This is a genomic window from Corynebacterium sp. CMW7794 (assembly GCF_001563605.1).
Lineage (GTDB): Bacteria > Actinomycetota > Actinomycetes > Mycobacteriales > Mycobacteriaceae > Corynebacterium > Corynebacterium phoceense.
Map to the genome: position 1 here is coordinate 17,794 of NZ_KQ961714.1, position 24,374 is coordinate 42,167.

24 protein-coding genes and 1 pseudogene are annotated in these 24,374 nt (G+C 65.3%); 8 read left to right on the forward strand and 17 right to left on the reverse strand.

Annotated elements, in window-relative coordinates:
* Window positions 1–3: 3 nt before the first annotated feature.
* Window positions 4–840: a CE1 family esterase gene (locus tag HMPREF3227_RS01725; protein WP_066509699.1), complete on the forward strand. Its 837-nt coding sequence runs from the start codon at window positions 4–6 to the stop codon at window positions 838–840.
* On the opposite strand, the gene HMPREF3227_RS01730 is transcribed toward HMPREF3227_RS01725, so the two are convergent.
* From HMPREF3227_RS01730 to HMPREF3227_RS01760, 7 genes are all read right to left on the reverse strand, one after another.
* A complete protein-coding gene (locus tag HMPREF3227_RS01730; protein WP_066490112.1) occupies window positions 837–1,481 on the reverse strand; it encodes an AAA family ATPase in 645 nt (214 codons plus the stop codon). The genes HMPREF3227_RS01725 and HMPREF3227_RS01730 overlap by 4 nt on opposite strands.
* Window positions 1,478–2,212 (reverse strand): AAA family ATPase, encoded by a 735-nt coding sequence (locus HMPREF3227_RS01735; RefSeq protein WP_066490103.1) that lies wholly within the window; start codon window positions 2,210–2,212, stop codon window positions 1,478–1,480. Before HMPREF3227_RS01735 ends, HMPREF3227_RS01730 begins: the two co-directional genes overlap by 4 nt.
* 18 nt (window positions 2,213–2,230) lie before the next feature.
* Complete coding sequence (gene rlmB / locus HMPREF3227_RS01740; RefSeq protein ID WP_066490093.1) at window positions 2,231–3,181, reverse strand: 23S rRNA (guanosine(2251)-2'-O)-methyltransferase RlmB; 951 nt, start codon at window positions 3,179–3,181, stop codon at window positions 2,231–2,233.
* Between the two features lie 38 nt (window positions 3,182–3,219).
* Window positions 3,220–4,680 (reverse strand): cysteine--tRNA ligase, encoded by a 1,461-nt coding sequence (gene cysS / locus HMPREF3227_RS01745; RefSeq protein WP_066490085.1) that lies wholly within the window; start codon window positions 4,678–4,680, stop codon window positions 3,220–3,222.
* Window positions 4,681–4,778: 98 nt separating this feature from the next.
* Window positions 4,779–5,267 (reverse strand): 2-C-methyl-D-erythritol 2,4-cyclodiphosphate synthase, encoded by a 489-nt coding sequence (ispF, locus tag HMPREF3227_RS01750; protein ID WP_066490082.1) that lies wholly within the window; start codon window positions 5,265–5,267, stop codon window positions 4,779–4,781.
* A 14-nt stretch (window positions 5,268–5,281) separates the two neighbouring features.
* On the reverse strand, window positions 5,282–6,058 hold the full coding sequence (gene ispD, locus HMPREF3227_RS01755; protein ID WP_066509702.1) for a 2-C-methyl-D-erythritol 4-phosphate cytidylyltransferase: 777 nt from the start codon (window positions 6,056–6,058) through the stop codon (window positions 5,282–5,284).
* Between the two features lie 3 nt (window positions 6,059–6,061).
* Window positions 6,062–6,652 carry a CarD family transcriptional regulator gene (locus HMPREF3227_RS01760; RefSeq protein WP_066490076.1) on the reverse strand — a complete coding sequence of 197 codons (591 nt, stop codon included), beginning with the start codon at window positions 6,650–6,652 and terminating at the stop codon, window positions 6,062–6,064.
* Window positions 6,653–6,899: 247 nt separating this feature from the next.
* Between HMPREF3227_RS01760 and HMPREF3227_RS01765 the strand changes: the two genes are divergently transcribed.
* Together HMPREF3227_RS01765 and radA are read left to right on the forward strand one after the other, a co-directional pair.
* On the forward strand, window positions 6,900–7,493 hold the full coding sequence (locus HMPREF3227_RS01765) for a hypothetical protein (protein WP_066490073.1): 594 nt from the start codon (window positions 6,900–6,902) through the stop codon (window positions 7,491–7,493).
* 112 nt (window positions 7,494–7,605) lie between these two features.
* Window positions 7,606–9,009, forward strand: coding sequence for a DNA repair protein RadA (radA, locus tag HMPREF3227_RS01770; RefSeq protein WP_066509711.1), 1,404 nt, complete (start codon window positions 7,606–7,608; stop codon window positions 9,007–9,009).
* Window positions 9,010–9,093: 84 nt separating this feature from the next.
* On the opposite strand, the gene HMPREF3227_RS01775 is transcribed toward radA, so the two are convergent.
* Together HMPREF3227_RS01775 and HMPREF3227_RS01780 are read right to left on the reverse strand one after the other, a co-directional pair.
* Entirely contained in the window at window positions 9,094–9,816 is a 723-nt protein-coding gene (locus HMPREF3227_RS01775) for a hypothetical protein (RefSeq protein ID WP_066509717.1), read from the reverse strand.
* 54 nt (window positions 9,817–9,870) lie between these two features.
* Window positions 9,871–10,497 (reverse strand): carbonic anhydrase, encoded by a 627-nt coding sequence (locus tag HMPREF3227_RS01780; protein ID WP_066509721.1) that lies wholly within the window; start codon window positions 10,495–10,497, stop codon window positions 9,871–9,873.
* 25 nt (window positions 10,498–10,522) lie between these two features.
* Between HMPREF3227_RS01780 and HMPREF3227_RS01785 the strand changes: the two genes are divergently transcribed.
* Window positions 10,523–11,392, forward strand: coding sequence for an HhH-GPD family protein (locus HMPREF3227_RS01785; protein WP_066509727.1), 870 nt, complete (start codon window positions 10,523–10,525; stop codon window positions 11,390–11,392).
* On the opposite strand, the gene HMPREF3227_RS01790 is transcribed toward HMPREF3227_RS01785, so the two are convergent.
* Together HMPREF3227_RS01790 and HMPREF3227_RS13140 are read right to left on the reverse strand one after the other, a co-directional pair.
* On the reverse strand, window positions 11,389–12,666 hold the full coding sequence (locus tag HMPREF3227_RS01790; protein WP_156452954.1) for a threonine/serine exporter family protein: 1,278 nt from the start codon (window positions 12,664–12,666) through the stop codon (window positions 11,389–11,391). The genes HMPREF3227_RS01785 and HMPREF3227_RS01790 overlap by 4 nt on opposite strands.
* 78 nt (window positions 12,667–12,744) lie before the next feature.
* Complete coding sequence (locus HMPREF3227_RS13140) at window positions 12,745–12,915, reverse strand: DUF4236 domain-containing protein (protein WP_156452948.1); 171 nt, start codon at window positions 12,913–12,915, stop codon at window positions 12,745–12,747.
* 39 nt (window positions 12,916–12,954) lie between these two features.
* Between HMPREF3227_RS13140 and HMPREF3227_RS01795 the strand changes: the two genes are divergently transcribed.
* Genes HMPREF3227_RS01795 through HMPREF3227_RS13145 form a run of 3 tightly spaced genes read left to right on the forward strand, consistent with a single transcriptional unit; the run spans window position 12,955 to window position 15,755 of the window.
* Window positions 12,955–14,175 (forward strand): lipase family protein, encoded by a 1,221-nt coding sequence (locus HMPREF3227_RS01795; protein ID WP_066509731.1) that lies wholly within the window; start codon window positions 12,955–12,957, stop codon window positions 14,173–14,175.
* 48 nt (window positions 14,176–14,223) lie between these two features.
* A complete protein-coding gene (locus HMPREF3227_RS01800; protein ID WP_066490043.1) occupies window positions 14,224–15,537 on the forward strand; it encodes a lipase family protein in 1,314 nt (437 codons plus the stop codon).
* Window positions 15,538–15,596: 59 nt separating this feature from the next.
* A complete protein-coding gene (locus HMPREF3227_RS13145; protein ID WP_154666885.1) occupies window positions 15,597–15,755 on the forward strand; it encodes a hypothetical protein in 159 nt (52 codons plus the stop codon).
* A gap of 54 nt (window positions 15,756–15,809) precedes the next feature.
* On the opposite strand, the gene HMPREF3227_RS13150 is transcribed toward HMPREF3227_RS13145, so the two are convergent.
* On the reverse strand, window positions 15,810–16,121 hold the full coding sequence (locus HMPREF3227_RS13150; protein WP_156452949.1) for a hypothetical protein: 312 nt from the start codon (window positions 16,119–16,121) through the stop codon (window positions 15,810–15,812).
* Here HMPREF3227_RS13150 and HMPREF3227_RS13155 point away from each other — a divergent pair.
* Entirely contained in the window at window positions 16,120–16,467 is a 348-nt protein-coding gene (locus tag HMPREF3227_RS13155; RefSeq protein ID WP_156452950.1) for a hypothetical protein, read from the forward strand. The genes HMPREF3227_RS13150 and HMPREF3227_RS13155 overlap by 2 nt on opposite strands.
* 125 nt (window positions 16,468–16,592) lie before the next feature.
* Here HMPREF3227_RS13155 and HMPREF3227_RS01810 read toward each other — a convergent pair whose 3' ends face one another.
* The 5 genes and pseudogenes from HMPREF3227_RS01810 to lysS form a co-directional block, all read right to left on the reverse strand.
* Window positions 16,593–19,298, reverse strand: a complete 2,706-nt coding sequence (locus HMPREF3227_RS01810; protein WP_066509964.1) for an ATP-dependent Clp protease ATP-binding subunit — start codon at window positions 19,296–19,298, stop codon at window positions 16,593–16,595.
* A 372-nt stretch (window positions 19,299–19,670) separates the two neighbouring features.
* A complete protein-coding gene (locus HMPREF3227_RS01815) occupies window positions 19,671–21,077 on the reverse strand; it encodes an MDR family MFS transporter (protein WP_066509738.1) in 1,407 nt (468 codons plus the stop codon).
* Window positions 21,078–21,448: 371 nt separating this feature from the next.
* Window positions 21,449–22,345 carry a hypothetical protein gene (locus HMPREF3227_RS01820; RefSeq protein ID WP_066490036.1) on the reverse strand — a complete coding sequence of 299 codons (897 nt, stop codon included), beginning with the start codon at window positions 22,343–22,345 and terminating at the stop codon, window positions 21,449–21,451.
* A pseudogene (locus tag HMPREF3227_RS01825) lies at window positions 22,342–22,539 on the reverse strand (hypothetical protein); the annotation flags it as partial. The pseudogene HMPREF3227_RS01825 and the gene HMPREF3227_RS01820, both read right to left, overlap by 4 nt.
* A gap of 109 nt (window positions 22,540–22,648) precedes the next feature.
* A complete protein-coding gene (gene lysS / locus HMPREF3227_RS01830) occupies window positions 22,649–24,244 on the reverse strand; it encodes a lysine--tRNA ligase (RefSeq protein WP_066490021.1) in 1,596 nt (531 codons plus the stop codon).
* Between the last annotated feature and the right edge of the window lie 130 nt (window positions 24,245–24,374).

Sequence of the window (24,374 nt, forward strand, 5' to 3'; positions counted from 1 at the left end):
TGCGTGACTTTGGAACGCCGTAGCCTCGAATTACAAGACCGCACCCGCAAGTACCTCGTGTACCGCCCCGACACCGTCGCGGCGAAGCCCGATATCCTCATGTTCTTCCACGGCTCCCTGCAATCCGCGAATGTCATCCGTCGCTTTACCAACGGCACGTTCGATGACCTTGCCACCCGCCACGGCATGCTTGCGGTCTACCCCACCGGCGTGGAACAGCACTTTAACGATGCCCGCGCCACCCTGCCCGTCGCCGCGCGCGAGCTGGGCATCGATGACGTCGCCTTCACGCGCGCCATCCTCGACGAGCTGCGCGCGGAGCAGGAGATTGGCCGCGTGTTCCTCTGCGGCTTCTCCAACGGCGGGCAGATTGTTATCCGCTTGCTCTTCGACGCGCCCGGGCTTGCCGATGCCGCCTGCGTCTTCGCCTCCACTCTCGGCGCCGGCACCAACCATGCGCCCACCAATCCGGACTCGGCGTACCAGCCCACCCCGGTCATGTTCGTCCACGGCACGGGCGACCGGCTCGCGCCCTATAAGGGCGGAACGGCGGGCATTGACCCGAAGCGCACCCGCGGTGCCGTCTCCGGCGCGCAGGAGAATGCCGCACGCTTCGCAGAGCTCAACCATGCCGCCGGCCCGGCGCGCACCCAGCTTTTCCCCGACACCGTTGTCGACCACTGGAAGCCAGCAGATAGCGACGGCGCACCGGTCGAGCTCGTGAGCGTCGAGGGCATGGGCCACGTCATCCCGTCGGGCAACGAGCTGGACCCACGCCTGGGTAAAAACACGGATTCCTTCATCGCTGCCGAGCTCGTGGAGGACTTCTTCGGCCTTTAAACCCGCCGCATCACTTCGGCGAGGGACTGAAACGCCAGCGTCTGTGTCACGTCGCGCATCTCTAAGAAGAACCCATCTTCTGTAATTTCAACAATCCGCGCACCGGGGATGGCTGCCACGATCGGCGAGTGCGTCACCACGATGAACTGCGCACCCGCCTCCGCGGCACGATGGATTTCCGCCATGAGCGTCATCTGCCGCACGAGCGAAAGCCCCGACTCCGGCTCGTCGAGGATATAGAGCCCGCGCCCATCAAAGGAACGCTGCACGACGTCCATGACGGATTCGCCGTGCGACATCGCGGTCGAACCGACGTTGTAGTGCGTCTCCGCGCGCAGGAAGTAGCCGTCCTTCGCCGCGTTACCCAAGCGCAGGCTCGCCCACCCCCGGAGGGGATTGATGGGACCGGCGGAGCGCTGCACACCCCATATCCCGCCGCGCTCAGGAAAGCCGTACTCGAAGGCAATGCCCTCGGCGAGCGTCGACTTGCCCACCCCGTTGTCCCCGGTCAGCACGGTCACCGGCGCACGCAGGTCCAGTCCCTGGCGTCGCAGCGCCACGAAACCAGGAACGGAGGACACCCACTCAGGTCCGTGGCCGCCGTCCACCGCGGCATAGGCGTCGACATAGAAGTCCCTCATTCGCCCTCCCCAATTAGAAACGCGGCGGTCCCCAATGGATCGGCGAGGAACTCGCGCGCGGCGTGAACAGCCTCCGTCGCTTCGGGAGCGACGGGCGCAATCCCATTGTCGCCGAACGCGTAGACGGTCGCGCCTTGCATGCTGAGGAAGACTGGTGAGTGCGTCGCGAGGATGACCTGTGCGCCTTGGGCGGTGAGGCGCTCGAGCTGCGTGGCAACCTCGACCTGCCGGGGATAGGACAAGCCGTCTTCCGGCTCGTCGAGAATGATCATTCCGTCAGAATGGAAGCGTCTCTCGACGAGGGCGAGCAGGCCCTGGCCGTGGCTGAGAAACGGCAGGTCCCTGAGCGGATCGGGATTCTCCGGGCTATGGATCTGGTGGTGATACTCGCTCAAGTTGAGGAAGGTCTCGCCGCGCAAGAAGTACACGTCGCGCGGGTTGTGCGCCCGCGAGCAGATGAGCCACTCGGGATAGTCCTCGTCGCCGGTGGCAAAACGGGCGTGGCGCGAACCGCCCTCGGGATTGACGCCAAGCCCCACGGCGATGGCCTCTAGCAGCGTGGATTTTCCGGCGCCGTTATCCCCCACGACGACGGTAACGGGCGTAGGAAAACGCAAGGCGCCGCCGGGCAGCGCTGCGATGAGCGCGCCCAGGCGGCGCATGTGTTCCGGCACATCGGGCAGTCCCTCCCCGATAAGCTCCGGGGCGGGACGCACGCTCGTGAGAAACATGGCGGCGAAAGCGTGAGCCTATTTCTGGGCCACGCGGCGCTGGCGGGCGAACTCGGACAGCACCGCGCCGGCCGCGACGGAGGCGTTGAGCGACTCGACCCACGGGGTCATGGGGATGGACATGACCTCGTCGCAGTTCTCGCGCACGAGACGGGAAATGCCCTTGCCCTCGGAGCCGATGACGATGACGACGGGATCCGTGCCGCCGTCGTAGGTGTCGAGCGTGTGCTCGCCGCCGGCGTCGAGGCCCACGACCTGGTAGCCGTGCTTCTGGAAGTACTGCACCGTGCGCGTGAGGTTCGTCGCACGCGCCACGGGCAGGCGCGCTGCGGTGCCCGCGGAGGTACGCCATGCCACGGCAGTGACGGAAGCGGAGCGGCGCTCCGGGATGATGACGCCGTGGCCGCCGAAGGCCGCGACGGAACGAATGACCGCGCCGAGGTTACGCGGGTCCGTGATGTTGTCGAGGATGACGAACATGCCCGGCTCGGGCTTGGCCGCCACGTCAGCGACGAGGTCCTCAACCTGCGCGTATTTGAACGGCGGAATCTGCAGGCCAATGCCCTGGTGCATGCCGTTGCCTGTCATGTTGTCCATCTCGTGGCGCTGGACCTCGAGCACCGGCAGGTTGCGGGAGTTCGCGATGGCAACGGCCTCGGAGAGGCGTTCGTCCATGCGGGTGCCCTGCACAATGTAGAGGGAGGTCGCCGGGACCTTCGCGTGGAGGCATTCCACGACAGGGTTGCGGCCCACGACCATCTCTGCGGTCTCCTTGACGTGGCGCCCGGAGTTGCGACGTTCGCGAATCTGCTTCGCCTTGTACTTGGCGTGGTAGACGCGGTCCTCCGCCTTCGGGGTCGGGCCCTTGCCCTCCAAACCCTTCTTGCGCTGTCCGCCGGTGCCCTTGAGCGCACCCTTCTTATTCGACTTGCGTGCGCCTGCGCCGCCACGGCCGTGAGTTCGTGCCATAAAAAATCTATCCTTCTAGAGCGTGTGCAACGTGTAATTTAAGCCAGCGACCAGGTGGGGCCGTCGGGAGTATCGGTAATGGTAATGCCCGCTGCTGCGAGTCGGTCGCGCACGGCATCCGCCGTGGCCCAGTCCTTCTCGGCACGTGCGGTGGTACGTGCCTCGAGCTCGGCGGCGACGAGGACCTCGAGTGCCTGCTCGGCCGCACCCGAATCCGCAGCGGAGCCAGACGCCCACTCGATCGGGTCGAAGCCCAGCACCGCAGCCATAGCGCGCACAGACTGTGCGAGATCCAGCGCGCGGGCTTCGTCCCCCTCGGCGAGCGCCTTGTTGCCAGCGCGCACCGTGGTGTGAATTTCTGCCAGGGCGCGTGGAACGGCGATATCGTCATTCATCGCGTCCTCGAAGCCCTGCGTCCACTCACCCACCTCGACGGTGTCGAAGCGCGCGAGGAAGTCCTCGATGCGCCGGTAGCCCGCGGCAGCCTCGGTGAGCGCGGCCTCGGAGTACTCGAGCACGGAACGGTAATGCGCCGAGCCCAGGTAGTAGCGCAGCTCGACTGGGCGGACGAGCTCCAGCATGGTGGGCACGGAGAGCACGTTGCCCAGGGACTTGGACATCTTCTCTCCGGCCATGGTGACCCAGTGATTGTGCATCCAGTAATGCGCGAAGCCGTCGCCCGCCGCGTGGGACTGGGCAATCTCGTTCTCGTGGTGCGGGAACTGCAGGTCCAGGCCGCCGCAGTGAATGTCGAACTCGGAACCCAGGTAGTACGTGGACATCGCCGAGCACTCCAGGTGCCAGCCCGGGCGACCCTTGCCCCACGGCGTGGGCCACGAGGGCTCGCCGGGCTTCGCGCCCTTCCACAGGGCGAAGTCTTGGGCGCCGCGCTTGCCACGGTCGAGGGCGTCCACGCCCTCCCCTTGGTCCATTTCCTCGACCTTGTTGCCGGACAGGGATCCGTAGTCAGAACCCTCGGCCGCGACCCAAGCATTGACGTCGAAGTAGACGGAACCTGCTCCTTCGGCTTCACCGTCGGTCTTGCCGACGGCATAGGCGAAGCCGCGGTCCATGAGGCGCTGCATGTAGTCGACCATCTGGGTGACGAAGCCGGTCGCGCGCGGCTCGACGGAGGGCGGAAGAACACCGAGCGTGTTGTACGCCTTGGTGAACTCGCGCTCATACGTGGAGACCCACTCCCACCAGGGGCGGCCGTTGTCCGTGGCCTTGGTGAGAATCTTGTCATCGATGTCGGTGACGTTGCGGACGAAGGCAACGTCGAAGCCCTGAGCAATGAGCCAACGACGCAGGATATCGAAGGCGACGCCGGAACGCAGGTGACCGATGTGCGGTTGGGCCTGCGGGGTCGCGCCACACAGATAGATAGACACGTGACCGGGCCGGATGGGCTCGAACGGGCGCTGCGTACGCGCCGCCGTGTCATAGATGTGAAGCTGCGTGGTCGGGGTCTGCTTATCGTTGGAAGTCACGCAGCCCATTCTAGGGGACGCTGGGCTTTTCTTTGCTACCCACCGACATCGGTGGAGGGCACGGCTGCCTGCGGAGCACGAGTTTAGGTGCTGGCTAATGCGGTGGCTTATGCGGTGGCCTTCCACACGACAGCGGTCGCGACGGCGGCGCGGCCTTCCGCGCGACCGGTGAAACCGAGGTGATCGGTCGTCGTCGCGGAGATGGACACCGGGGCGCCGAGGATCTCGGTGAGCACGCGCTCGGCTTCCTCGCGTCGCGGGCCCATCTTCGGGGTCTGGCCTACGAGCTGTGCTGCGGCGTTGCCGATAGTAAAGCCGTTCTCCTCAAGCAACGCGCGGCATTCTTTGAGCAGCTGCGCTCCGGAGACGCCGGCGTATTCCTTACGGCCTACGCCGACGAAGGAGCCGAGGTCACCCAGCTGTGACGCGGAAAGCAATGCGTCGACGACGGCGTGGGAGACAACATCGCCGTCCGAGTGTCCCTCGCAGCCGTCCGCGCCCTCGAAGAGGAGACCCGCGATCCAGCAGGGCTTGCCTTCTTCGATCTGGTGGGCATCCGTGGCGATGCCCACGCGCGGAATAATCGGCTGTTTCATGATGGTCTCCTTATTTATTTCTCGTCGCGCGCCGCAGGCTGCGCGGCGAGGACGGCGCGGGCGAGGGTGAGGTCGAGCGGGGTCGTTATCTTGAACGCCATCGCGTCGCCGGGGACGGTCACGACGGTGACGCCGAACCATTCCATGAGGCTTGCGTCATCCGTCGCGATGAAGTCCTGCTTTCTTGCGAAGTAGGCCTCGTTGACGCAGATGAGCGTCGCGAGATCGAAGCCCTGTGGGGTCTGGACGGCGCGTAGGCGGGAACGGTCTGGGGTCGCGAGAACGGTGTCGCCGTCGACTTCTTTGATCGTGTCGGCGACGGGCAGCACCGGGATGACGGCGGACGCACCGGCCGCGACGCGGTCGACAATGCGCGCGACCATGTCCGGCGGGGTGAGCGCGCGGGCGGCATCGTGGACAAGGACGATGGCATCCTCATGACTCGCGTCGGCGCTAGCCGACGCGCCAGCCGACGCGGCAGTTGACGCAGCATCGGCAGCCGCGGCCCGAAGGCCGGCCCAGACGGAGTCGGCGCGCTCGCCGCCGCCGTGGACGAGGCGCACGGGGGCATCGGCAAGCTGGGCGTCTGCAAGGACCCGCGCAGCGGTGTCCTGCATGTCGGGGCTCACGAGAACGATGACCTCATCAACGCGGCCGGAGTCGAGCAGCAGACGCACGGAACGCGCGAGCAGCGGAACGCCGTCAAGTTCGACGTAGGCCTTAGGGATCGGCGCGCCGAGGCGCGTGCCTTGGCCGGCCGCAGCCACGAGCGCAATGACGCGGCGCGACATTATTTACTCTTCGTCGTCAGAGTCGTCGAAGTTGAGGTCTGCGAGGTCCTCATCATCACCGCCAGTGACGACGGTGGTGTCCTCAACGAGGCCTGCTGCGCGGTGGCGCTCGATGGTGGCCTGGATTTCCTCTTCGAGGGCATCAGCCTTCTTCTCATCGACCGGGGTGGCAAGGGCCAGCTCACCCACGAGAATCTGGCGGGCCTTGGCGAGCATGCGCTTCTCACCGGCGGACAGGCCGCGATCCTGGTCGCGGCGCCACAGGTCACGAACGACCTCGGCCACCTTGTTGATATCCGAGGAGGCGAGGCGCTCCTGGTTGGCCTTGAAGCGGCGGGACCAGTTGCCAGCCTCTTCGACGTCGGTTTCGCGCAAGACGGAGAAGACCTTCTCCAGGCCTTCCTTACCCACGACGTCACGGACGCCAACATGCTCGGCATTCTTGGAAGGAACGCGCACGACGAGATCCGAGTGCTTGATCTGAAGCACGAGGAACTCCAAGGTCTCCCCGCCCATCTCACGCTGTTCGATGGCAGTAATCTCTGCAGCACCGTGGTGCGGGTAAACGACGACCTCGCCGACCTTGAACTCCATGTTTGTCCAGTCACTCCTCGTTCGGGTTCGTTGGCGCGCATCGCACGACGCGACACACGCATATATGGTGAGAAATTTTACCACGCTGGACGGGGGCGGCGTTTGCACCCCGGGTTTACCCCCGGATACCCCCATGTTACGCATGTGGCGTAGCCCCCAACGGGCCCAAAACTGTGTACTTCCCGCCGCTAACGACTAGGCTAAGTCGTTGATAAACGCCTGATCTCTTAATTGGAGGACGCTCGAAGTGAAGTCCCTGAAGTCTGCCGCACGTCGCGGTGCCATCATCTCTGTTGCTGCTATGTCCGCGCTTTCTCTGGCAGCCTGCTCCGCGGGCCAGATCACCCAGACCTCGCAGAAGGTCATCGCAGTGGATGGCACCAACGCCAAGACCGAAGACGGCGCCGTGGCCGTACGTGACGTCACCATCCAGCTGGAGCCGAACGACGGCACCGCATCGCTCAAGTTCAGCGTCATCAACGACGGCTACGCCGACGGCAAGGTCACCCTCCAGTCCATCGACGTCGACGGCCAGTCCGTCAACGTCTCCTCCGCACAGCCCATCGGCCGCGGCCAGTCCATCATCGGTGATTCCAAGGCCAACCTCGACGCCGTCCCGCAGGACGAGACCTCTAATTCCGTGCAGTACATCACCACGGATCTCACCAACGAGGACTACGCCTTCGGCGGCACCCGCCCGGTCACCTTCACCTTCAACAACGGTGAGCTCACCGTGGACGCTCCGGTGTCCGCCTCCCCGCTGACCTCCGGCCAGTACAACCGTGACTCCTCCTCCACCGAGGGCTACACCACGGAGACCGCTAAGGCTGAGCACCACTAATTCTCTCCGTGTGCGCCCCTGCCGCACACGCCTTCGAGCCATTCCCCCGCCCGCGCTGCTGGTCAGCGCCGGCGGGGGTTTCGTGTTGAGGGGCTGGTTTAGAGTAGGCAGCATGGCTAAGAAAGTTCGTCCCATCCACACCTGCTCCGAGTGTGGATACGTCTCGCCCAAGTGGCTGGGGCGCTGCCCCGAGTGTGGTTCGTGGGGCACACTGCAGGAATCCATGCCCGCCGCGCCCGCGTCGGGTGGTGGCCTGGGCGGCGGGGCCGCGGCGCAGGCGGCCGTAAGCGGCCAGCTGGCCAAGGGGCTTACTCCCACGAGTCCGGCGCAACCCATTACGAAGATTGGGGCGTCGGCGACAAAGACGCTGCCCACGGGCATCGGGGAGCTTGACCGCGTGCTGGGCACCGGCATCGTGCCGGGGTCCGTGGTGCTCATGGCGGGCGAGCCGGGCGTGGGCAAGTCCACGCTGCTGCTCGAGGTAGCCTCGCAATGGGCGCAGCTGGAGCGAACGGCACTCTATGTGACGGCGGAGGAGTCCGCGGGCCAGGTACGTGCCCGCGCGGAGCGCACCGGAGCGCTGCATGACACGCTCTATCTGGCGGCGGAGTCCAACCTCGACGTCGTGTTCGGACACGTGGAACAGCTCAAGCCCTCGCTCATGATCGTCGACTCGGTGCAGACCATGCATGCCGCGGGCGTCGAGGGCGTGGCCGGCGGCGTCGCGCAGTCGCGCGCGGTGACGGCCGCACTCACCACGCTGGCGAAGACGACGGGCATTCCCATCCTGCTCGTCGGCCACGTGACGAAGGACGGCAATGTCGCGGGTCCGCGCGTGCTCGAACACCTCGTGGACGTCGTCCTCAACTTTGAGGGCGACCGGCAGTCCAGCTTGCGCATGCTGCGCGGTATTAAGAATCGCTTCGGCGCCACGGACGAGGTAGGTTGCTTCGAGCAGACCGCCGGCGGCATTCGGGAAGTCTCAGATCCGTCGGGGCTCTTCCTCTCCCACCGCGGGGCGACACCGGACGGCTCGGCGGTGACGGTGGCCATGGACGGCGTGCGGCCCATCTTGGCAGAAGTTCAGGCGCTCACGGTGGATCCGGTCTCGAAGAACCCGCGCCGCGTGGTCACGGGCCTGGACAATAACCGTGTGCCCATGGTGCTCGCCGTGCTTCAGGCGCGCGCGGGCCAGAAGTCGAATGAGAAGGACGCGTACGTCGCGACGGTGGGCGGCGTGCGCATCAACGAAACAGCGACGGACCTGGCGGTGGCGCTCGCCACGTGGTCCTCGTTGCATGAGAAGCCGCTGCCCGCGAAGACCGTCGTCATCGGCGAGGTGGGCTTGGCCGGGGAGCTGCGCCGCGTACCCGGCGTGGAACGGCGTCTCGCGGAGGCTGCGCGCCTAGGCTACAAGCAGGCCATCGTGCCGGCGGGCTCGGACGCGAAGGTCGCGGGCATGCACGTCAAAGAAGTCGCGACGTTGGGGCAGGCCATCGCACTCGTCGACGCGTAGCGGGGAGAAAAATGCGCACGCCCCGCGCGGCGCGTGTGTGCTGGCGGGGGCGGAAAGCGAGAGCGACTCGGGGTAAGCGCTTGGCTAGTTCAGATTGAACGTGTAGCCCTCGGAGTAGTTATCGCCAATGATGCCGTGGGCGAAGTAGTGGCCAGCCTCGGCGACGGGGCGGTCGGAGCATTGCCCAGGCTCGGAACCCTTGCGCGACCACGTGGCCTGGAATTGCTGGGTGGCACCGGCCTTGAAGGTCGTGCGACCGGTCTGGACGGAGGGGTAGCAATCCGTGTCCGCCCACACGCGGGCGTTCGTGCCCATCTTATAGACCTCGAAGCGGAGCTTGTTCTGGTCCAAGTCGATATCGCAGTCCACGGCGGTAGGGTTTTCGACGTCCATGACGAAGACAGGCAAGTCGCCGTCTTTGTAGGACGCCTCCACGGCTTTCACGCTCACCTTGAGATCATCCACGGTGCAGGAATTCTTCGGGGCTTCGGACGCTGCGGCGGAGTCGGACGGCGCGGCGGATTCGGACGGCGCGGCTGCAGAGGACTCAGCGGACGGGGCGCCGTCGGAAGCGGGAGCCTCCGCGGCGGAGGACGTGGGAGCCGCCGACGGTGCGGAGGAGGGGGCATCGGCAGGCTGGGCCAGCGAGGAGGTTGCGGCGGCCTGTTGCGACGCATCATCCTTACCGCCTCGGCCCACGGCCCAGGCGATGATGAGCGCGGCGACCACCACGAGGATAAGAATCAGCGCGGCCGCACGGCGGCGCTGATAAATCACGGGAGGCAGTGGCTTACGCGGAGTCGACATGCCCTTATTTTAGGGCGTGACCGGCGCGACCTGCGCCACTGCGGACCCGCGTGTCTACTGCACGCCGTGCAGGACGAGGGGTTCGACCGTGCCGTCATCAAGGAGGTAGCGAATGCCAGCAATGCCGAGCTCACCCGCTTCAACCTTATCGGCGAGATGCGGAATGCGCGCCATGAGCTGCTTGACGGTCTCTACAGTGTTACGACGCTCGAAGTCGTCCGTGGTGTCCTTGCCCTCGGCTTGGGAGGCGATGGCGGCGAGCGCAACCCTTTCCACGATGGTGCGTTGGAAGCCAGCCGGAATGGTGGAGTCGTCCTTGAGGAAGCCCGAGGTCGCCTTCACAGCACCGCAGGACTGGTGCCCCATGACGACAAGGAGGTCGCATTCGAGGTCATCGACGGCAAACTGCACGGAGGCGAGCACGGAGTTGTCCACGATATGGCCAGCATTGCGAATGATAAACGCGTCGCCAAAGCCCATGTCGAAGACAAGTTCCGCGGGGACGCGAGAGTCGCCGCAAGAAAGAATTGCAACGCGCGGGGCCTGGCCGGTGCGCAGGGCGTCGCGGCGAGCAATATCGGAGTGAGGATGTTCCGCCTGGTCAGAGGCGTAACGTTGGTTTCCAGCCAGCAGGGCGTCCCAGACGTCCTGAGGGGTCTTGAGCTCAATGTTTTTAGCCACGGTACATAAGTTTAAACTATCCCTGATGAACTTCGAAGCACTTCTTGCATGGTTTGACGTCAACGAGCGGGATCTCCCCTGGCGCCGACCGGGTACCACTGCCTGGGGCGTGCTGCTCAGCGAAGTGATGAGCCAGCAAACTCCCGTCGCGCGCGTCGCCCCCATCTGGAAGGACTGGATGGTGCGCTGGCCCACGCACGTGGACTTCGCGGCAGCCTCCCGCGCGGACGTCCTCAAGGCGTGGGGCACGTTAGGCTATCCCCGGCGCGCGCTGCGGCTCTGGGAGTGCGCGCAGGCTCTCGGCTCGTCACCCGTCCCCTCTGATGTCGATGCTTTATTGGAATTGCCTGGCATCGGGGATTACACCGCCCGAGCCGTGGCGTGTTTCCACTACGGGCTCAACGTGCCCGTCGTCGATACGAATGTGCGGCGCGTCTATGCGCGCGCTATCACAGGGACCTTCCTGCCACCCACGCCGCGCAAGCGGGAGCTTGCCGATGTCGCCTCGCTCCTCGAGGCCGCACCCGCTGGGCGCGGGCCGCGCGTCTCTGCCGCGCTCATGGAGCTAGGCGCCCTGGTGTGCACGGCGAAGAATCCCTCCTGCGAGGCGTGCCCGCTCAAAGCCGAGTGCGCGTGGCAGCTCGCCGGGTGCCCGGAGCCCTCGGAGGAGGAGACCGCCAAGGCGAAGAAGCGCGTCCAGAAGTTCACGGGCACGGACCGCCAAGCGCGCGGGCGGCTCATGGCGGTACTTCGCGGGGCGACCGAGCCAGTCTCACAGGCGGCCCTCGACGCCGTGTGGGAGGACGCCCCGCAGCGCTCCCGCGCGTTGGCCTCGTTGCTCGAGGACGGGCTCGCGGAGCAGGACCCCGACGGACGGTTCCGGTTGCCTTCCTAGAAGTCTGGGTCCCCCGCACCCGGACGGTGGTGTGAGAAGTCAATGAGGTGCCCCAGCGCCCAATCCTTATCCGTGAGCAGACGCGCGAGGATGAGCCCGGCGCCAATGGAAATGACCACCATGGCCGCCGTCGCGGCGAAGGTGAGCGCCTGCGTCATATCGCCAGCGTTGAGCTGGTAGACGGAACGGAACATCGCGGTGCCGGGAATCATGATGACGGAGGCCGGGACCGTCGTCGTAATGCGGGGCAGATGCACCTGCTTTGAGGCGACGGCGCCGAGTAGGCCCACGATGAGCCCGCCCACGAACGCCGCAAAGTAGGCCGTGGTGCCGGCTTCCACAAGCAGCAGGCGCACGAGGTTGGCCACGGTGCCCACGCACGCGGCGACGAGCACCATGCGCCGCGAGGAATTAAAGAGGAAGGCGAACCCCGCGATGCCGCAAAAACTCGCCGCGGCCGCGAGCAGGAACCATCCCGGCGTGAAGTCCGCCTGCGCCGGCTCCGGCTTGAGATCCGTCAACCAGCTCACCATCGTCACCGTAAACGTCGCCGCAAGGATGACTGTGAGCGCATACGTCAAGCGCGCGAGCCCCGCATCAAAGTCGAAGCGGCCTAAATCAATGAGCGCGGAGAAGAGCGGAAAACCCGGGATGAGGAAGAGCACCGCAGCAACATAGCCGGAGGAGAACCCCGCGGGGTCCGCGAGCCCCGCCGCGGCGAGGGATTCCGTGGTGGCAAAGAAGACGAGCGAGGACACGAGCCCCGCCGCGACGATGCCGCCCAGCTGGTGGACGTGTTGCTTGGCTAGGGTGTGGCGCGTGAGCTGCCCGCAGAAAGCAGCCAGGGCCACGAGCGCGATGGCCACCCAGGAGAAGTAGTTGAGCACCGCAAAGGACGCGCACGCCACGGCCGCAGCAGTCGAGAGAATCCACACGTTCCAGCGCTTCGTCACGCCATGCTCAATCGCATCAAGCTTCGCCGTGAGTTCTTCCGCCGTGGTCCCCCATGGCACCCCGTGGTGCGTGAGGTCCTCAAGCGCCTCGATGCGCGAGGCGTCCACCGCCGGCGAATGTTGCTGCGCAATGATGGTTCGGAAATGCTCACCGCGGTGGAACGTGCACACAATCTGCGTCACGCCTACGGACAGGTCGAGCCGGTCAAAACCCATCGCGCGCGCCGCGCGCTTCATTCCACGCATGACGCGGTAGCCGGATGTGCCCGCGCCCATGAGCAGCATGCCCAAGCGCAGCACGACGTCGGCCTCGACGCCCATCTGCCGATATTCTGCTTGCGACATGCCCATAGGCCGTCGCTCCCTTCGCCCATCTTTTCTCGACTAAAACCGCGTGCTTTAGCGCCAGCGACCGCGGAAGTTGAGTCCGCCGGGCAGGTTGACCCACATGCCACCACGCGAGTTGAGGGTCACGGGACCGATTTTCGTAGACATCGAAGCACCCGAGCCGGAGAGATTGATCCAGCTATTCTTGCCCGTCTTCTTGCGCTTGCGGAAGTAAATACCCATGCAGCAAAGTCTAGCGTCCCGCCCCAATCCGGGTAATCTATGCTCGTGAAAATCCGCTTTCTTCTCTCCTCGCTTGCCCTTGTCGCAAGCCTTGTCCTTCCACCCGCCACGGCTGTCGCCGCGCCTGCCGGTGCCCCCTCTCCCGGCACCGTCACTGCCAGCGCGCCCTTCCAGCACCTGCTGCCCGCCAACTCCTCCGCCCGCGTGCTCACGTACTCCACGACGCGCCAAGATGGCTCCCCCGTCGCGGCTACCGCGACGCTTTACGAGCCCACTGCCGCCTGGACGCACGGCGGCCCGCGTCCCACCATCGTCTTCGCCCCAGGCACCCGCGGTCAGGGCGACCAGTGCGCGCCCTCGCGATCCTTCCTTGGCGTGTCCTCCGCGTGGCCCGGCTCGGTGAATTTCAACTACGAGTACCAGTTCCACCAGGCTGCCGCCGCGGCCGGCATGCGCGTCATCGTGCCGGACTACATCGGGCTCGGCACCCCGGGAGCGCACACCTACGTCAATAACATCGAGGAAGCCCACGCCGTCATCGACGCCGGCCGCGCTGCGCTCCAGGCCTCCGGCGCGCCTGCCGATGCCCCCATCGCCTTCGCCGGCTACTCCCAGGGCGGCGGCGCGGCGGCCGCAGCTGCCGAATTCGCCGAGGCGTATGGCCCCGACCTCAACGTCCGCGGCACCTACGCCGGTGCCCCGCCGGCTGACCTCGAACGCGTCATGCATGCCGTCAACGGCTCCGCCATCGCGCACGTGCTGGGCTACGCCATCAACGGCTTCGCGGAGCGCGACCCGCAATTCCGCGACGCCATCCTCGCCAACTTCAACGACCGCGGCAAGGCCTTCCTGCGCGACGCCGCCACCTCGTGCATCGGCGAATCCGTTGCGACATGGGGCTTTACCCGCACCCAGACGCTCACGGCCCACGGCGAATCCCTGGAGGAACTCTCCCTCAAAGAGCCCATTATCGGCGAGACGCTGCGCCACCAGAAGCTCGGCCAGCACACCCCCAACGCGCCCATCTACATCGCGAACTCCCCCACGGATGATCTCATCCCCTACGGTCAGGCCCGCGCGCTCGCTGGCGCCTACTGCCAGGCCGGCGCGACGGTGAACTTCGTGGCGGAACCCGGCACGGCACTCACCCCCGGCGCGGCCCTCGGCCACGCGGTGCCTCTCATGGCCTCCGTACCGAAGGGCTTGGTTTACCTCTTCGACCTGTTCACGCATAAGCCCGCCCCGAACAACTGCGCATAGACCCAGGTCACACCGCCCATGCCGGCGCCACGCGGTAGTATTTTCACCGTGAAACTTCTCTCCCTCTCTCCCCTGCGTGCGGGCCGTATTCTCGCCGCTTCGTCCCTCGCCGCCCTGACCGCGGCGGCGCTGTGCACTGCCCCTCTCGCCACCGCGGCCCCCGCGTCGGCCTCATCCCTGTCGAGCGTCGGATCCAGCTCCGGTTCCAGCTCCGGTTCCAGCACCGATTCCAGCTCAGCCGGCGAGGACTACGACTTCTACATGACGCCGCCCTCGGCCGTGGGCTACGCCCCGGCGGGCACGCTCCTGCGAGAGAGCACCGTGGGCGTGGGCCGCAGCCGCATTCTCTACTCCTCCACGCTGGAGGATGGCACGCCCACGTACGTCTCCGGAGCGGTCCTGGAGCCCACCGGCACCTGGCACGGTGAAGGGCCCGCCCCCACCGTCGTCATGGCACCGGGCACCCGCGGCCTCGCGGATCACTGTGCACCCACCAAGGGCCCGGGCTTCCGGGGCCAGATCGCCCCGCTCATGTCGTCCATGGGCATTAACTATGAGCTGCCCTATTACGCAAAGTTCCGCGCACGCGGCATGCGTCTCGTGCTCACTGACTACATCGGTCTGGGCACGCCCGGCGTCCACACGTATGCCAACCGTGTCGAGCAGGCCCACGCGGTGCTCGACGCCGCCCGCGCCGTCGTCGGTGACTCGGGCCGCCCCGTCGCTCTCTTCGGGTACTCCCAGGGCGGCGGTGCCGCTGCCGCCGGCGCTGAGCTCGCGGAAGCATACGCCCCAGAGCTCAACCTGCGCGCCACCTATGCGGGCGCTCCCCCGGCTGACCTCATCGCCATGCTCGGCGGTTCGCCGAACTTAGGCCCGAACCTCGCTTACGCCATCGCGGGATTCTCTGCGCGCGACGAAGGCTTTGCCACCGCTGTCAACGGCTACCTCAACTCCAAGGGCCGGTACTGGCTCGCGGAAAACTCCCGCTCGTGCATCATCGACTCCATGCTGCGCTGGGGTGCTACTCCGCTGTCATCGCTCACGGATACCGGCATGTCCATGGCCGAGTTCATCGCCTCGGACGAGCGTGTTTCCTCCGTCCTCGCCCAGCAGAAGCTGGGCACCGTAGCCCCCACGGGCCGCGTCCTCGTGGGCAGCGCTCCCAACGATGACATCGTCAATCATGACCAGGCCATGCAGCTGGCCTCGGACTGGCAGAAGCTCGGCGCGGCGGTGGAGACCACCGAGGTTGCTGGCTCGCCGTTCTCGTCCCGCGTCTCCGGCGGCCACGCCGCAGGCCTCATCGCGCAGTTCGATCCCGCCCTCGACTGGTTGGAGCAGGCTCTGTTGGCGGGCTAGACTCGGTCTCCTTACATGCGGCGAGCCGCGCCGTGTGCCGGAACAAGGAGCTTTCACGCATGCCGAAATTCAGCAATATCAAGACCCAAGATCTTCTCTCCCTCATCATGGCGCTGGCTACGCTCGTGAGCGCCATCATCGGCATCACCGCCAGCAACAACGATGATTCCTCGAGTGGCTCGCTGAGCTCCGAGTCCGCCGCCACCTCGTCGAAGTAACCTCGGAGTAACCCGCGCACTCAGTACACGCCGCGCGGGCTCATCTCCCCTGCGCTAGCCCTGCGCGCGCCAGCTCTCCGTAAATTCTCCGCCCGCCACACGGGCACCGCCCTGGCGCACGCCGAAGCCGCCGTCGCTCACCGTGATGAGTGAGTCGTCCGTGGGAACATAGAACGTTGGGCCTTCCAGATAGGCCGTGTTTGTCAGCGATCCGCCAAACAGCGCGCTGTGATAAATGTACTCGCCGCCAGATGCACACACGACCGCCGCGCCATCGGGGCCACGCCCGGCAAAGGCAAGCGTCTCGCCATCACCGCAGACGGCAGTAGTCCCCGACCATCCGCTCTGCGTAAGTCCCTCCGGCATGCCTGTCTCAGCAGACGCTTCCACCGTTGAGGTCGGCACCACCGACGTCGCGGATGGCGCCGAGGACTCGCTCTCGGGTTCGTCAGTCGGCACCGCCGCCTCCTCGCCCTGCCCCGACGCGGTCTGCGTGACCACAACGGTCGAGCGCTCCGCATTACTGTTCTTTCCGCCACCCCACACGGTCCACGCTACGAACCCCACTGCGGCGAGCACAATACCCGCCAATAGGACAACCCCAGCGATCAGCGGCCAGCCGGACTCACTCGAGCGGGCGGTTGCAGATCCTGTCTTCTTCGACGAAACCATAGTTTTCCTTTCGGTGAGCGAGGATTACACGGGGCTATAAGAGCAACCGAGTTCAGCCTAGAAGACTGCAGCATATCTGGAATAGACCTCCGCAGGCATACAAAGAACCCGCATGCAATGACTGCATGCGGGTTGTGTTGCTCTACACCTCGAGCGGGCTAGGGCTTAGAGCGCCTGGCCTGCACCGGCGGTCGGCGGGTTGTTGCCGTCGTCGTTCGAGTCGTCGTCGAGCGGCAGCTCCGGCTCGGAGGACGTGGACGGCACGTCGGCGGTGACGACCTCTTCGGTCTCACGCACCTCGGCGTCGGCCTCCTCGTCGGTGAAGGTGCCAGCCGGCAGCGGCTTCGGGCTCGGCGAGAAGGTGAACGTCGCCTTCGAGTTGTCCTTGGACTCGCCGTCCCAGTTCTCCACGTCGACCGTCACGAGGTCACCGGCACCAATCTCGCCGAAGAGGATCTTCTCGGAGAGCTGATCCTCGATCTCGCGCTGGATGGTGCGGCGCAGCGGACGAGCGCCGAGAACCGGGTCGAAGCCACGCTTGGCCAGGAGGTCCTTGGCCTTCTGCGTGAGCTCGATGCCCATGTCGCGCTCGGTGAGCTGCTTCTCCACGCGGGCGATGAGCAGCTCGACCATCTGCACAATCTGCTCCTGCGTGAGCTGGTGGAAGACCACAATCTCATCGATACGGTTGAGGAACTCGGGGCGGAAGTGCTTCTTCAGCTCGTCGTGAACCTTGTTCTTCATGCGCTCGTATTGGCCGTCGGCATCCTGCGACGCGGAGCCGGAGAAGCCCAGGCCCACGGCCTTGGAGATGTCCTGCGTACCCAGGTTCGAGGTGAAGATAAGAACGGTGTTCTTGAAGTCGACCACGCGGCCCTGGCCGTCGGTAAGGCGGCCGTCTTCGAGGACCTGCAGGAGGGTGTTGTAGATCTCCTTGTGGGCCTTCTCAATCTCGTCGAAGAGGACGACGGAGAACGGCTTGCGGCGCACCTTCTCGGTGAGCTGGCCGCCCTCCTCGTAGCCGACGTATCCCGGAGGAGCACCGAAGAGACGCGACGCGGTGAAGCGGTCGTGGAACTCGCCCATGTCGATCTGGATGAGGTCATCATCCGAACCGAACAGGAAGTTCGCCAGGGCCTTGGACAGCTCCGTCTTACCAACACCGGACGGGCCGGCGAAGATGAAGGAACCGGAAGGACGACGCGGGTCCTTGAGGCCTGCGCGCGTACGGCGGATAGCGCGGGAGACGGCCTTGACGGCTTCGTCCTGGCCAATGATGCGCTTGTGGAGCTCCTCTTCCATGTTGAGCAGGCGAGAGGATTCCTTCTCCGTGAGCTTGAGAACCGGGATGCCGGTCCAGTGAGCCAGAACCTCTGCAATCTGGTCCTCGCCGACCTCGGCGATGTCCTCGAGCTCACCCGAGCGCCACTGCTTCTCCTTCTCTGCGCGCTCTTCGCCGAGCTTGCGCTCCTTGTCGCGCAGGCCAGCAGCCTTCTCGAAGTCCTGTGCGTCGATGGCCGCTTCCTTTTCCTTGCGGACCTCAGCGATACGGTCATCGACCTCACGCAGGCCTTCCGGAGCGGTCATGCGCTTAATGCGCATACGGGCGCCCGCCTCGTCGAGGAGGTCGACGGCCTTATCCGGCAGGAACCGGTCATTAATGTAGCGGTCAGACAGGTGAGCAGCAGCCTTGAGAGCCTCGTCCGTGTAGGAAACACGGTGGTGTGCCTCGTACTTGTCGCGCAGGCCCTTAAGGATAAGAACGGTGTCCTCAAGCGAAGGCTCGTCGACCTTCACCGGCTGGAAACGACGTTCCAGGGCGGCGTCCTTCTCAATGTGCTTGCGGTACTCATCGAGCGTGGTCGCACCGATGGTCTGCAGCTCGCCACGGGCCAGCTTCGGTTTAAGCAGCGAGGCCGCGTCAATAGCGCCTTCTGCAGCGCCCGCGCCGACGAGAGTGTGGATCTCGTCGATGAACAGGATGATGTCGCCGCGCTGATTAATCTCCTTGAGGACCTTCTTCAGGCGTTCCTCAAAGTCACCACGGTAACGGGAACCAGCAACGAGGGAGCCCAAGTCGAGCGAGTAGAGCTGCTTGTCCTTGAGGGTCTCCGGAACCTTGCCGTTGACGATATCGAGAGCCAGGCCCTCGACGACGGCGGTCTTACCAACGCCCGGCTCACCAATGAGCACCGGGTTGTTCTTGGTACGACGCGAGAGCACCTGCATAATGCGCTCGATTTCCTTGTCGCGGCCCACGACCGGGTCGAGCTTGCCTTCCTTGGCAGCCTGGGTCAGGTTGCGACCGAACTGGTCAAGCACGAGCGAGTTGGAACGGTCGCCACCGTTGCCGCCGCCGGTGCGGCCGCCCGGGGCAGCGCCGGCGCCGACGGGGCCGGAACCCTGGCCCTCGCCGCCTTCCTGTTGGTTGCCCTCGTAACCCGAGAGCAGCTGGATAACCTGCTGGCGCACGCGCGGCAGATCGGCGCCGAGCTTAATAAGAACCTGTGCGGCCACGCCTTCACCCTCACGGATGAGGCCGAGAAGCAGGAACTCGGTGCCAATGTACTTGTGTCCCATCTGCAGGCCCTCGCGCAGGGACAGCTCGAGCACCTTCTTGGCGCGCGGGGTAAACGGGATGTGGCCCGTGGTCGGCTGCGTGCCGTGGCCGATAATCTCTTCCACCTCACGGCGGACATCCTCGAGCGAGATGCCCATGGACTCCAACGCCTTGGCGGCGACACCCTCACCCTCGTGGATCAGGCCGAGCAGGATGTGCTCCGTGCCGATGTAGTTGTGGTTGAGCATGCGTGCTTCCTCTTGCGCCAACACGATGACGCGTCGAGCACGGTCCGTAAACCTCTCAAACATGTCCATAACCTCTTTCGCTCTAATAGTTCTTTGCCCACTCTAACGCGCACCTTCGCCCCGGCATTGCCCTCTGCCTCCACGTGTTCGCCCCGACCCCTCGTTCCCCCAGCTCACAGGGGTGTACGCCGGTAGCGAACAGGGCCTTTTCTGGCCCTGATCGAAGCCTCAGTGTTGTCTTCTGGAGGCGTCCCCACACGGCTCTGCGTCGCCTGTACCAACCCGCCCCGCTTTCCGATGCCCCCTCTCATCGGCTCCCCTGCGATCGCCGCGTCGGCTCCCCTCAACGCACGTGTCCCCGCCGCGATGACCATCGTGGCGGGGACAGGCGTGTTTAGGCACGCTCAGCTGCAGCAGCCCGAGCGAGAAGGACTCCTAGTGGGCTTCCTCCGTGGTCGGGATGCGCTTGACCATCGGCGCGAGGACGCACGCGACGATGCCCACGGCGCCAGCAAAGAGGAAGGCCCAGTGTGCGCCGTGGGCAGTGGCGGCATCGGCAGCCTGGCCTGCGGCCATGCTGGACTCGGTGCCGCGGGTGAGGAACACGACGAGGAAGGCCGTGCCGGCCGCGCCGGCGAGCTGCTGCAGGGTGTTCATGATGGCGGAGCCGTGGCCGTAGAGGTCGCCCGGCAGGGAGGACAGCGCCGAGGTCATCAGCGGGGTCATCATAAGACCCATGCCGAAAGCAAGCAGAATGTGCATGGCGACGACGTGCCAGATGGCGTCATTCTCATCGAGGGTGGACATGAGCCACAGCGAGGCGGTGAGCATGATGACGCCGGGGATAAGCAGCGGGCGCGGACCATAAGAGTCGAAGAGGCGGCCAACGAACGGCGAAATGAGGGCCTGGAGGATGCCGCCGGGCATGACCACAAGCCCGGTCATCGCCGCGGTGGCGCCCAGCGAGGTCTGCAGGTAGATGGGCAGGACGGTGACAGTGCCGAGCATCATGCCGAAAGAGAGCAGCATGATGGCGATGGCGAACGTGTAGTTGCGCACGCGGAACGGACGCAGATCCATAAGCGCCTGGTTGTCCTTCGCGAGGGCGTTCTGGCGGCGCACGAAGATGATGAGCGAGATTAGGCCCACGACGGTGATGATGATTTCCGTGGTGCCCTCGCCCTTGAGGATCGCGTTGATGGAGGACAGGCCGTAGACGAGGCCGCCGAAGGCGAGGACGGAAAGGACGACGGAGAGGACGTCGAGCGGGATGGTGCGCTGCTCGCCGACGTTGGGCAGCTTAATGAGGCCGAAGACGAGGAGGAGCACGACCAGCGGCACCATAGCCCAGAAGATGAAGTGCCACGTGAGCGAGTTAAGAATGAAGCCGCCCACCGTCGGACCGAGAGCGGGTGCCACGGAGATGACGATGGAGATAACGCCCATGACGGAGCCACGGCGCTGCGGCGGCACGAGGGTCATGGTCACCGTCATGAGCAGCGGCATCATGAGCGCCGTGCCGGAGGCCTGAAAAATGCGGCCGAGCAGCAACAGCGGGAAGACCGGAGCCGTGGCGGCGATGACGGTGCCGACGAGGAACACGACGACCGCGAAGAGGAAGATCTGGCGGGTGCGCAGTCGCTCCAGCAGGTAGCCGGTCGCGGGGATAACCACGGCCATGGTGAGCATGAAGCCCGTGGTGAGCCACTGTGCCGAGGTCGCCGGAATGCCGAAGTCCGCCATAATGGCAGGCAAGGCAACGGACAGCGAGGTCTCGTTGAGGATCATGATCATCGCGCCGAGGACGAGCACGGCCAGCGTCATGCCCGTGCCCTTCGGCATGGTCTGTGGTTCAGCCACGAAGTGTCACAACTTTCTTCTCACGCATTAAAAAGGGCGTATCCACGCACAAGGCGCAGATACGCATATTAAAAAGACAAGCGTCTACCTTAACCAGCGACAGCTACCGCTCGTAATTCGAGAATGTGAGTTTGTGAGCAAATCCACAGATAACCGCGGGAGTTAACAGGGTCCACGAGCTTCGCTGGGTAAGGTCACCAGCCACGATAGCGATACCTGAGGTGAAAGCGCTTCATCGGAATTGGCGTGGCATATGACTCCAAGGACGACATCTGGGTCGCCCAACGCCGTGGCGCCCCTGCGGCCTACAAAGACTTCAGGGACGCCATCGGCAGATAGCTGCGGCGCCGCGTCTACTTGATAAGGACGACGCGCTGCTGGCCGTTATCGGCCGAGCACGTAAAGTGGCGATTTTCCGGAGTGTCTGGCTGGCCGTCGAGAGCCGAAACCGAGCAGCCCCAGCCGTTGCTCACCGGCGCGATAAGTGCCTGACCGCCCTTTTCGGCATCCTTGTACTCGTCGAGCGCCGCCATCGCCTCGTTACAGTTGGTGCCGTCCTGGGCGACGTAGACGAGGAAGTCCTGGTTGCCCATGGGGTTCGCCTGACCACAGACCGTGCCCACACGCGCAGTGCCGTCAGCCGCAGGCTTCGGCGGGAAAGTATCAGAGTGGTACTCGCCGCTGCCCGAGATGGTGAACTCGTGGCCGTCCTTCGTGCCCTTGAGGCCGCCACCAACAAGGGCTTCGAAAGTCACGCCCTCGATGTCGACCGACTCGCCCGGCTGCAGCGCGCCGGCCGTGCGGTACTCGCCGCCCACGAATGCGGCTGGACTAAAACCGTAGTCGGACTCGTACTTCAAGCCATTGGATTCCCAGATGGGCATGCCCACCTGGGGGACGAGCGGCGGGTCATTGAAAGCCAGGCGGCAGGAGACGTGGTCATTGTCCGGGATGACCATGCACCCCGAAGAGCCGTCAGCGTTCGTCACGCCGTAGGAATCCATAGTCGAGTGGTCGAGCGGGGCGTTGAGGAATTCGTCCGCGGAGCGCTGGCCAGACTTGTCCTTGGACGTGGCGGAGGCGGCCTCTGCCGTCGAGCTGGGTGCCGGCGCGGACTCGCTGGACGCGGAAGCGGACTGGGACGGCTGGACGACGACGGTCGAGGTGACCGGCTCGCTGGTTCCGGACGAGCAGGCGCTCACAACGAGCGCCATGCCGATGACTGCACTAGGAAAGAGCAGGGATTTCATACGGTCATCTTTGCACACGCCCTCGACATAAACGGGAAAGCAGCGTTGTAGACCCGGCGGTGGGGGTACTCCCCCACGACCGCCGCACCGAGCGAGTCGACGTCCGGGGCCACGACCTTGCCTCCCACGCGCGCGGCCAATTGATTGTGGAAGCGCACGAGCCCGGGCTCCTCGTCGAGGTGGAAGAAGGTCACAATTCTTGCGCCTTATTCTCTTGCGCCTTATTCGGACGTTGCGGCTATTTTCCTCAAGACACACGAAACCCGCCCCGGCACATGGCCGTAGACGGGTCGGCGTCGAAGACTAACGTGCCTCCGGCTTCACCAGCGGGAAGAGCACGGTCTCGCGGATGCCCAGGCCGGTGACGGCCATGAGCAGGCGGTCGATGCCCATGCCGGTGCCGGCCGTCGGCGGCATGCCCTGTTCCATGGCGGCAAGGAAGTCCTCGTCGAGACGCATGGCCTCATCATCGCCGTTGGCGGCCAGACGGGCCTGGTCCTCGAAGCGCTCACGCTGGATGACCGGGTCAATGAGCTCGGAGTAGCCGGTGGCCAGCTCGAAGCCGCGGACGTAGAGGTCCCACTTCTCGGTCACGCGCGGCTGCGAGCGGTGCTGACGGGTGAGCGGCGAGGTCTCGACCGGGAAGTTCTTCACGAAGATCGGGCCTTCGAGCTGGTCCTCGCAGAGCACCTCCCAGATTTCCTCGACGAGCTTGCCGTGGCCCCAGCCACCGTCCTTCGGGACCTCGAGGCCAATGACGTCAGCGATCGCCTTGAGCTCCTCAACAGTGGAGTCGATGGTGACCTCCGGCTGGCCCGGGAACTTGCGCTGAAGTGCCTCGTTGAGCGAAGGATACATCTCGATTTCCTTCCACTCGCCGCCGAAGTCGTACACGGTGCCGTCGGCAAGCGTACGAGTGAGATCCTCCGGATCCTTGCCCTCAGCCTTATTGAGCTCACGGACGATGTACTGGATGGACTCGCGCGTGGTACGTGCGCAGTCGTTGTAGTCGCCCCACGCGGCGTAGGTCTCGAGCATGGCGAACTCCGGCGAGTGCGACTTGTCCACGCCCTCGTTGCGGAAGTTGCGGTTGATCTCAAAGACGCGGTCGATGCCGCCCACGACGGCGCGCTTGAGGAAGAGCTCCGGCGCGATGCGCAGGTAAAGGTCAATGTCGAGCGCGTTGGAGTGCGTGACGAACGGACGGGCAGCCGCACCGCCGTGCAACGTCTGCAGCATGGGCGTCTCGATTTCCACGAAGTCCTGGCTTTCCAGGTAGTCGCGCAGCGCGCGCAGGACTCGGACGCGGGTCATCGCGTTCTTGCGGGCCTCCGGGCGCACGATGAGGTCGTTGTAGCGCTGGCGCACGCGAGTCTCTTCGTTCATGTCCGCGAACGCAACCGGCAGCGGACGCAGGGACTTCGCAGCCATCGTCCACTCGGTGGCCATGACGGAGAGCTCACCGCGACGCGAGGCAATGACCTTGCCGGTCACGGAGATGAAGTCGCCCAAGTCGACGTCAGACTTCCACGCGGCCAGCGCCTCCTCGCCGACCTCGGCGAGGGAAAGCATGGCCTGCACCTGCGTGCCGTCGCCATCCTGCAGCGTCGCGAAGCAGAGCTTGCCGGTGTTGCGCATGAAGATCAGGCGGCCGGCAATGGAGACGACATCCTCGGTCTCGTCGCCCGCGGCCAAGTAGGTCACGCCTTCCTGGGCACCCTTTTCCTCGCCCTCGGCGACCACGACGTACTTGGCGCGCAGGTCAGCCAGGGAGGTAGAACGCGGCACGGTGACCGGGTAGGCCTCCACGCCAGAGTCGATCAGGCGCTCGCGCTTCTCGCGGCGGATGCGCAGCTGCTCCGGAACGTCATTTACTTCAGTATTCTTCTGCTCACTCACGCAGACAAGGATAACCCATCGCTGCCGCAGCGACCGTGTTGAGGACAGGCTTCTCACGGTCCGAGAACCACAACGTACCCCACGACGCTCAGCGTTACGACGACCCGGATCGAGACGCACGCCGCCCCTC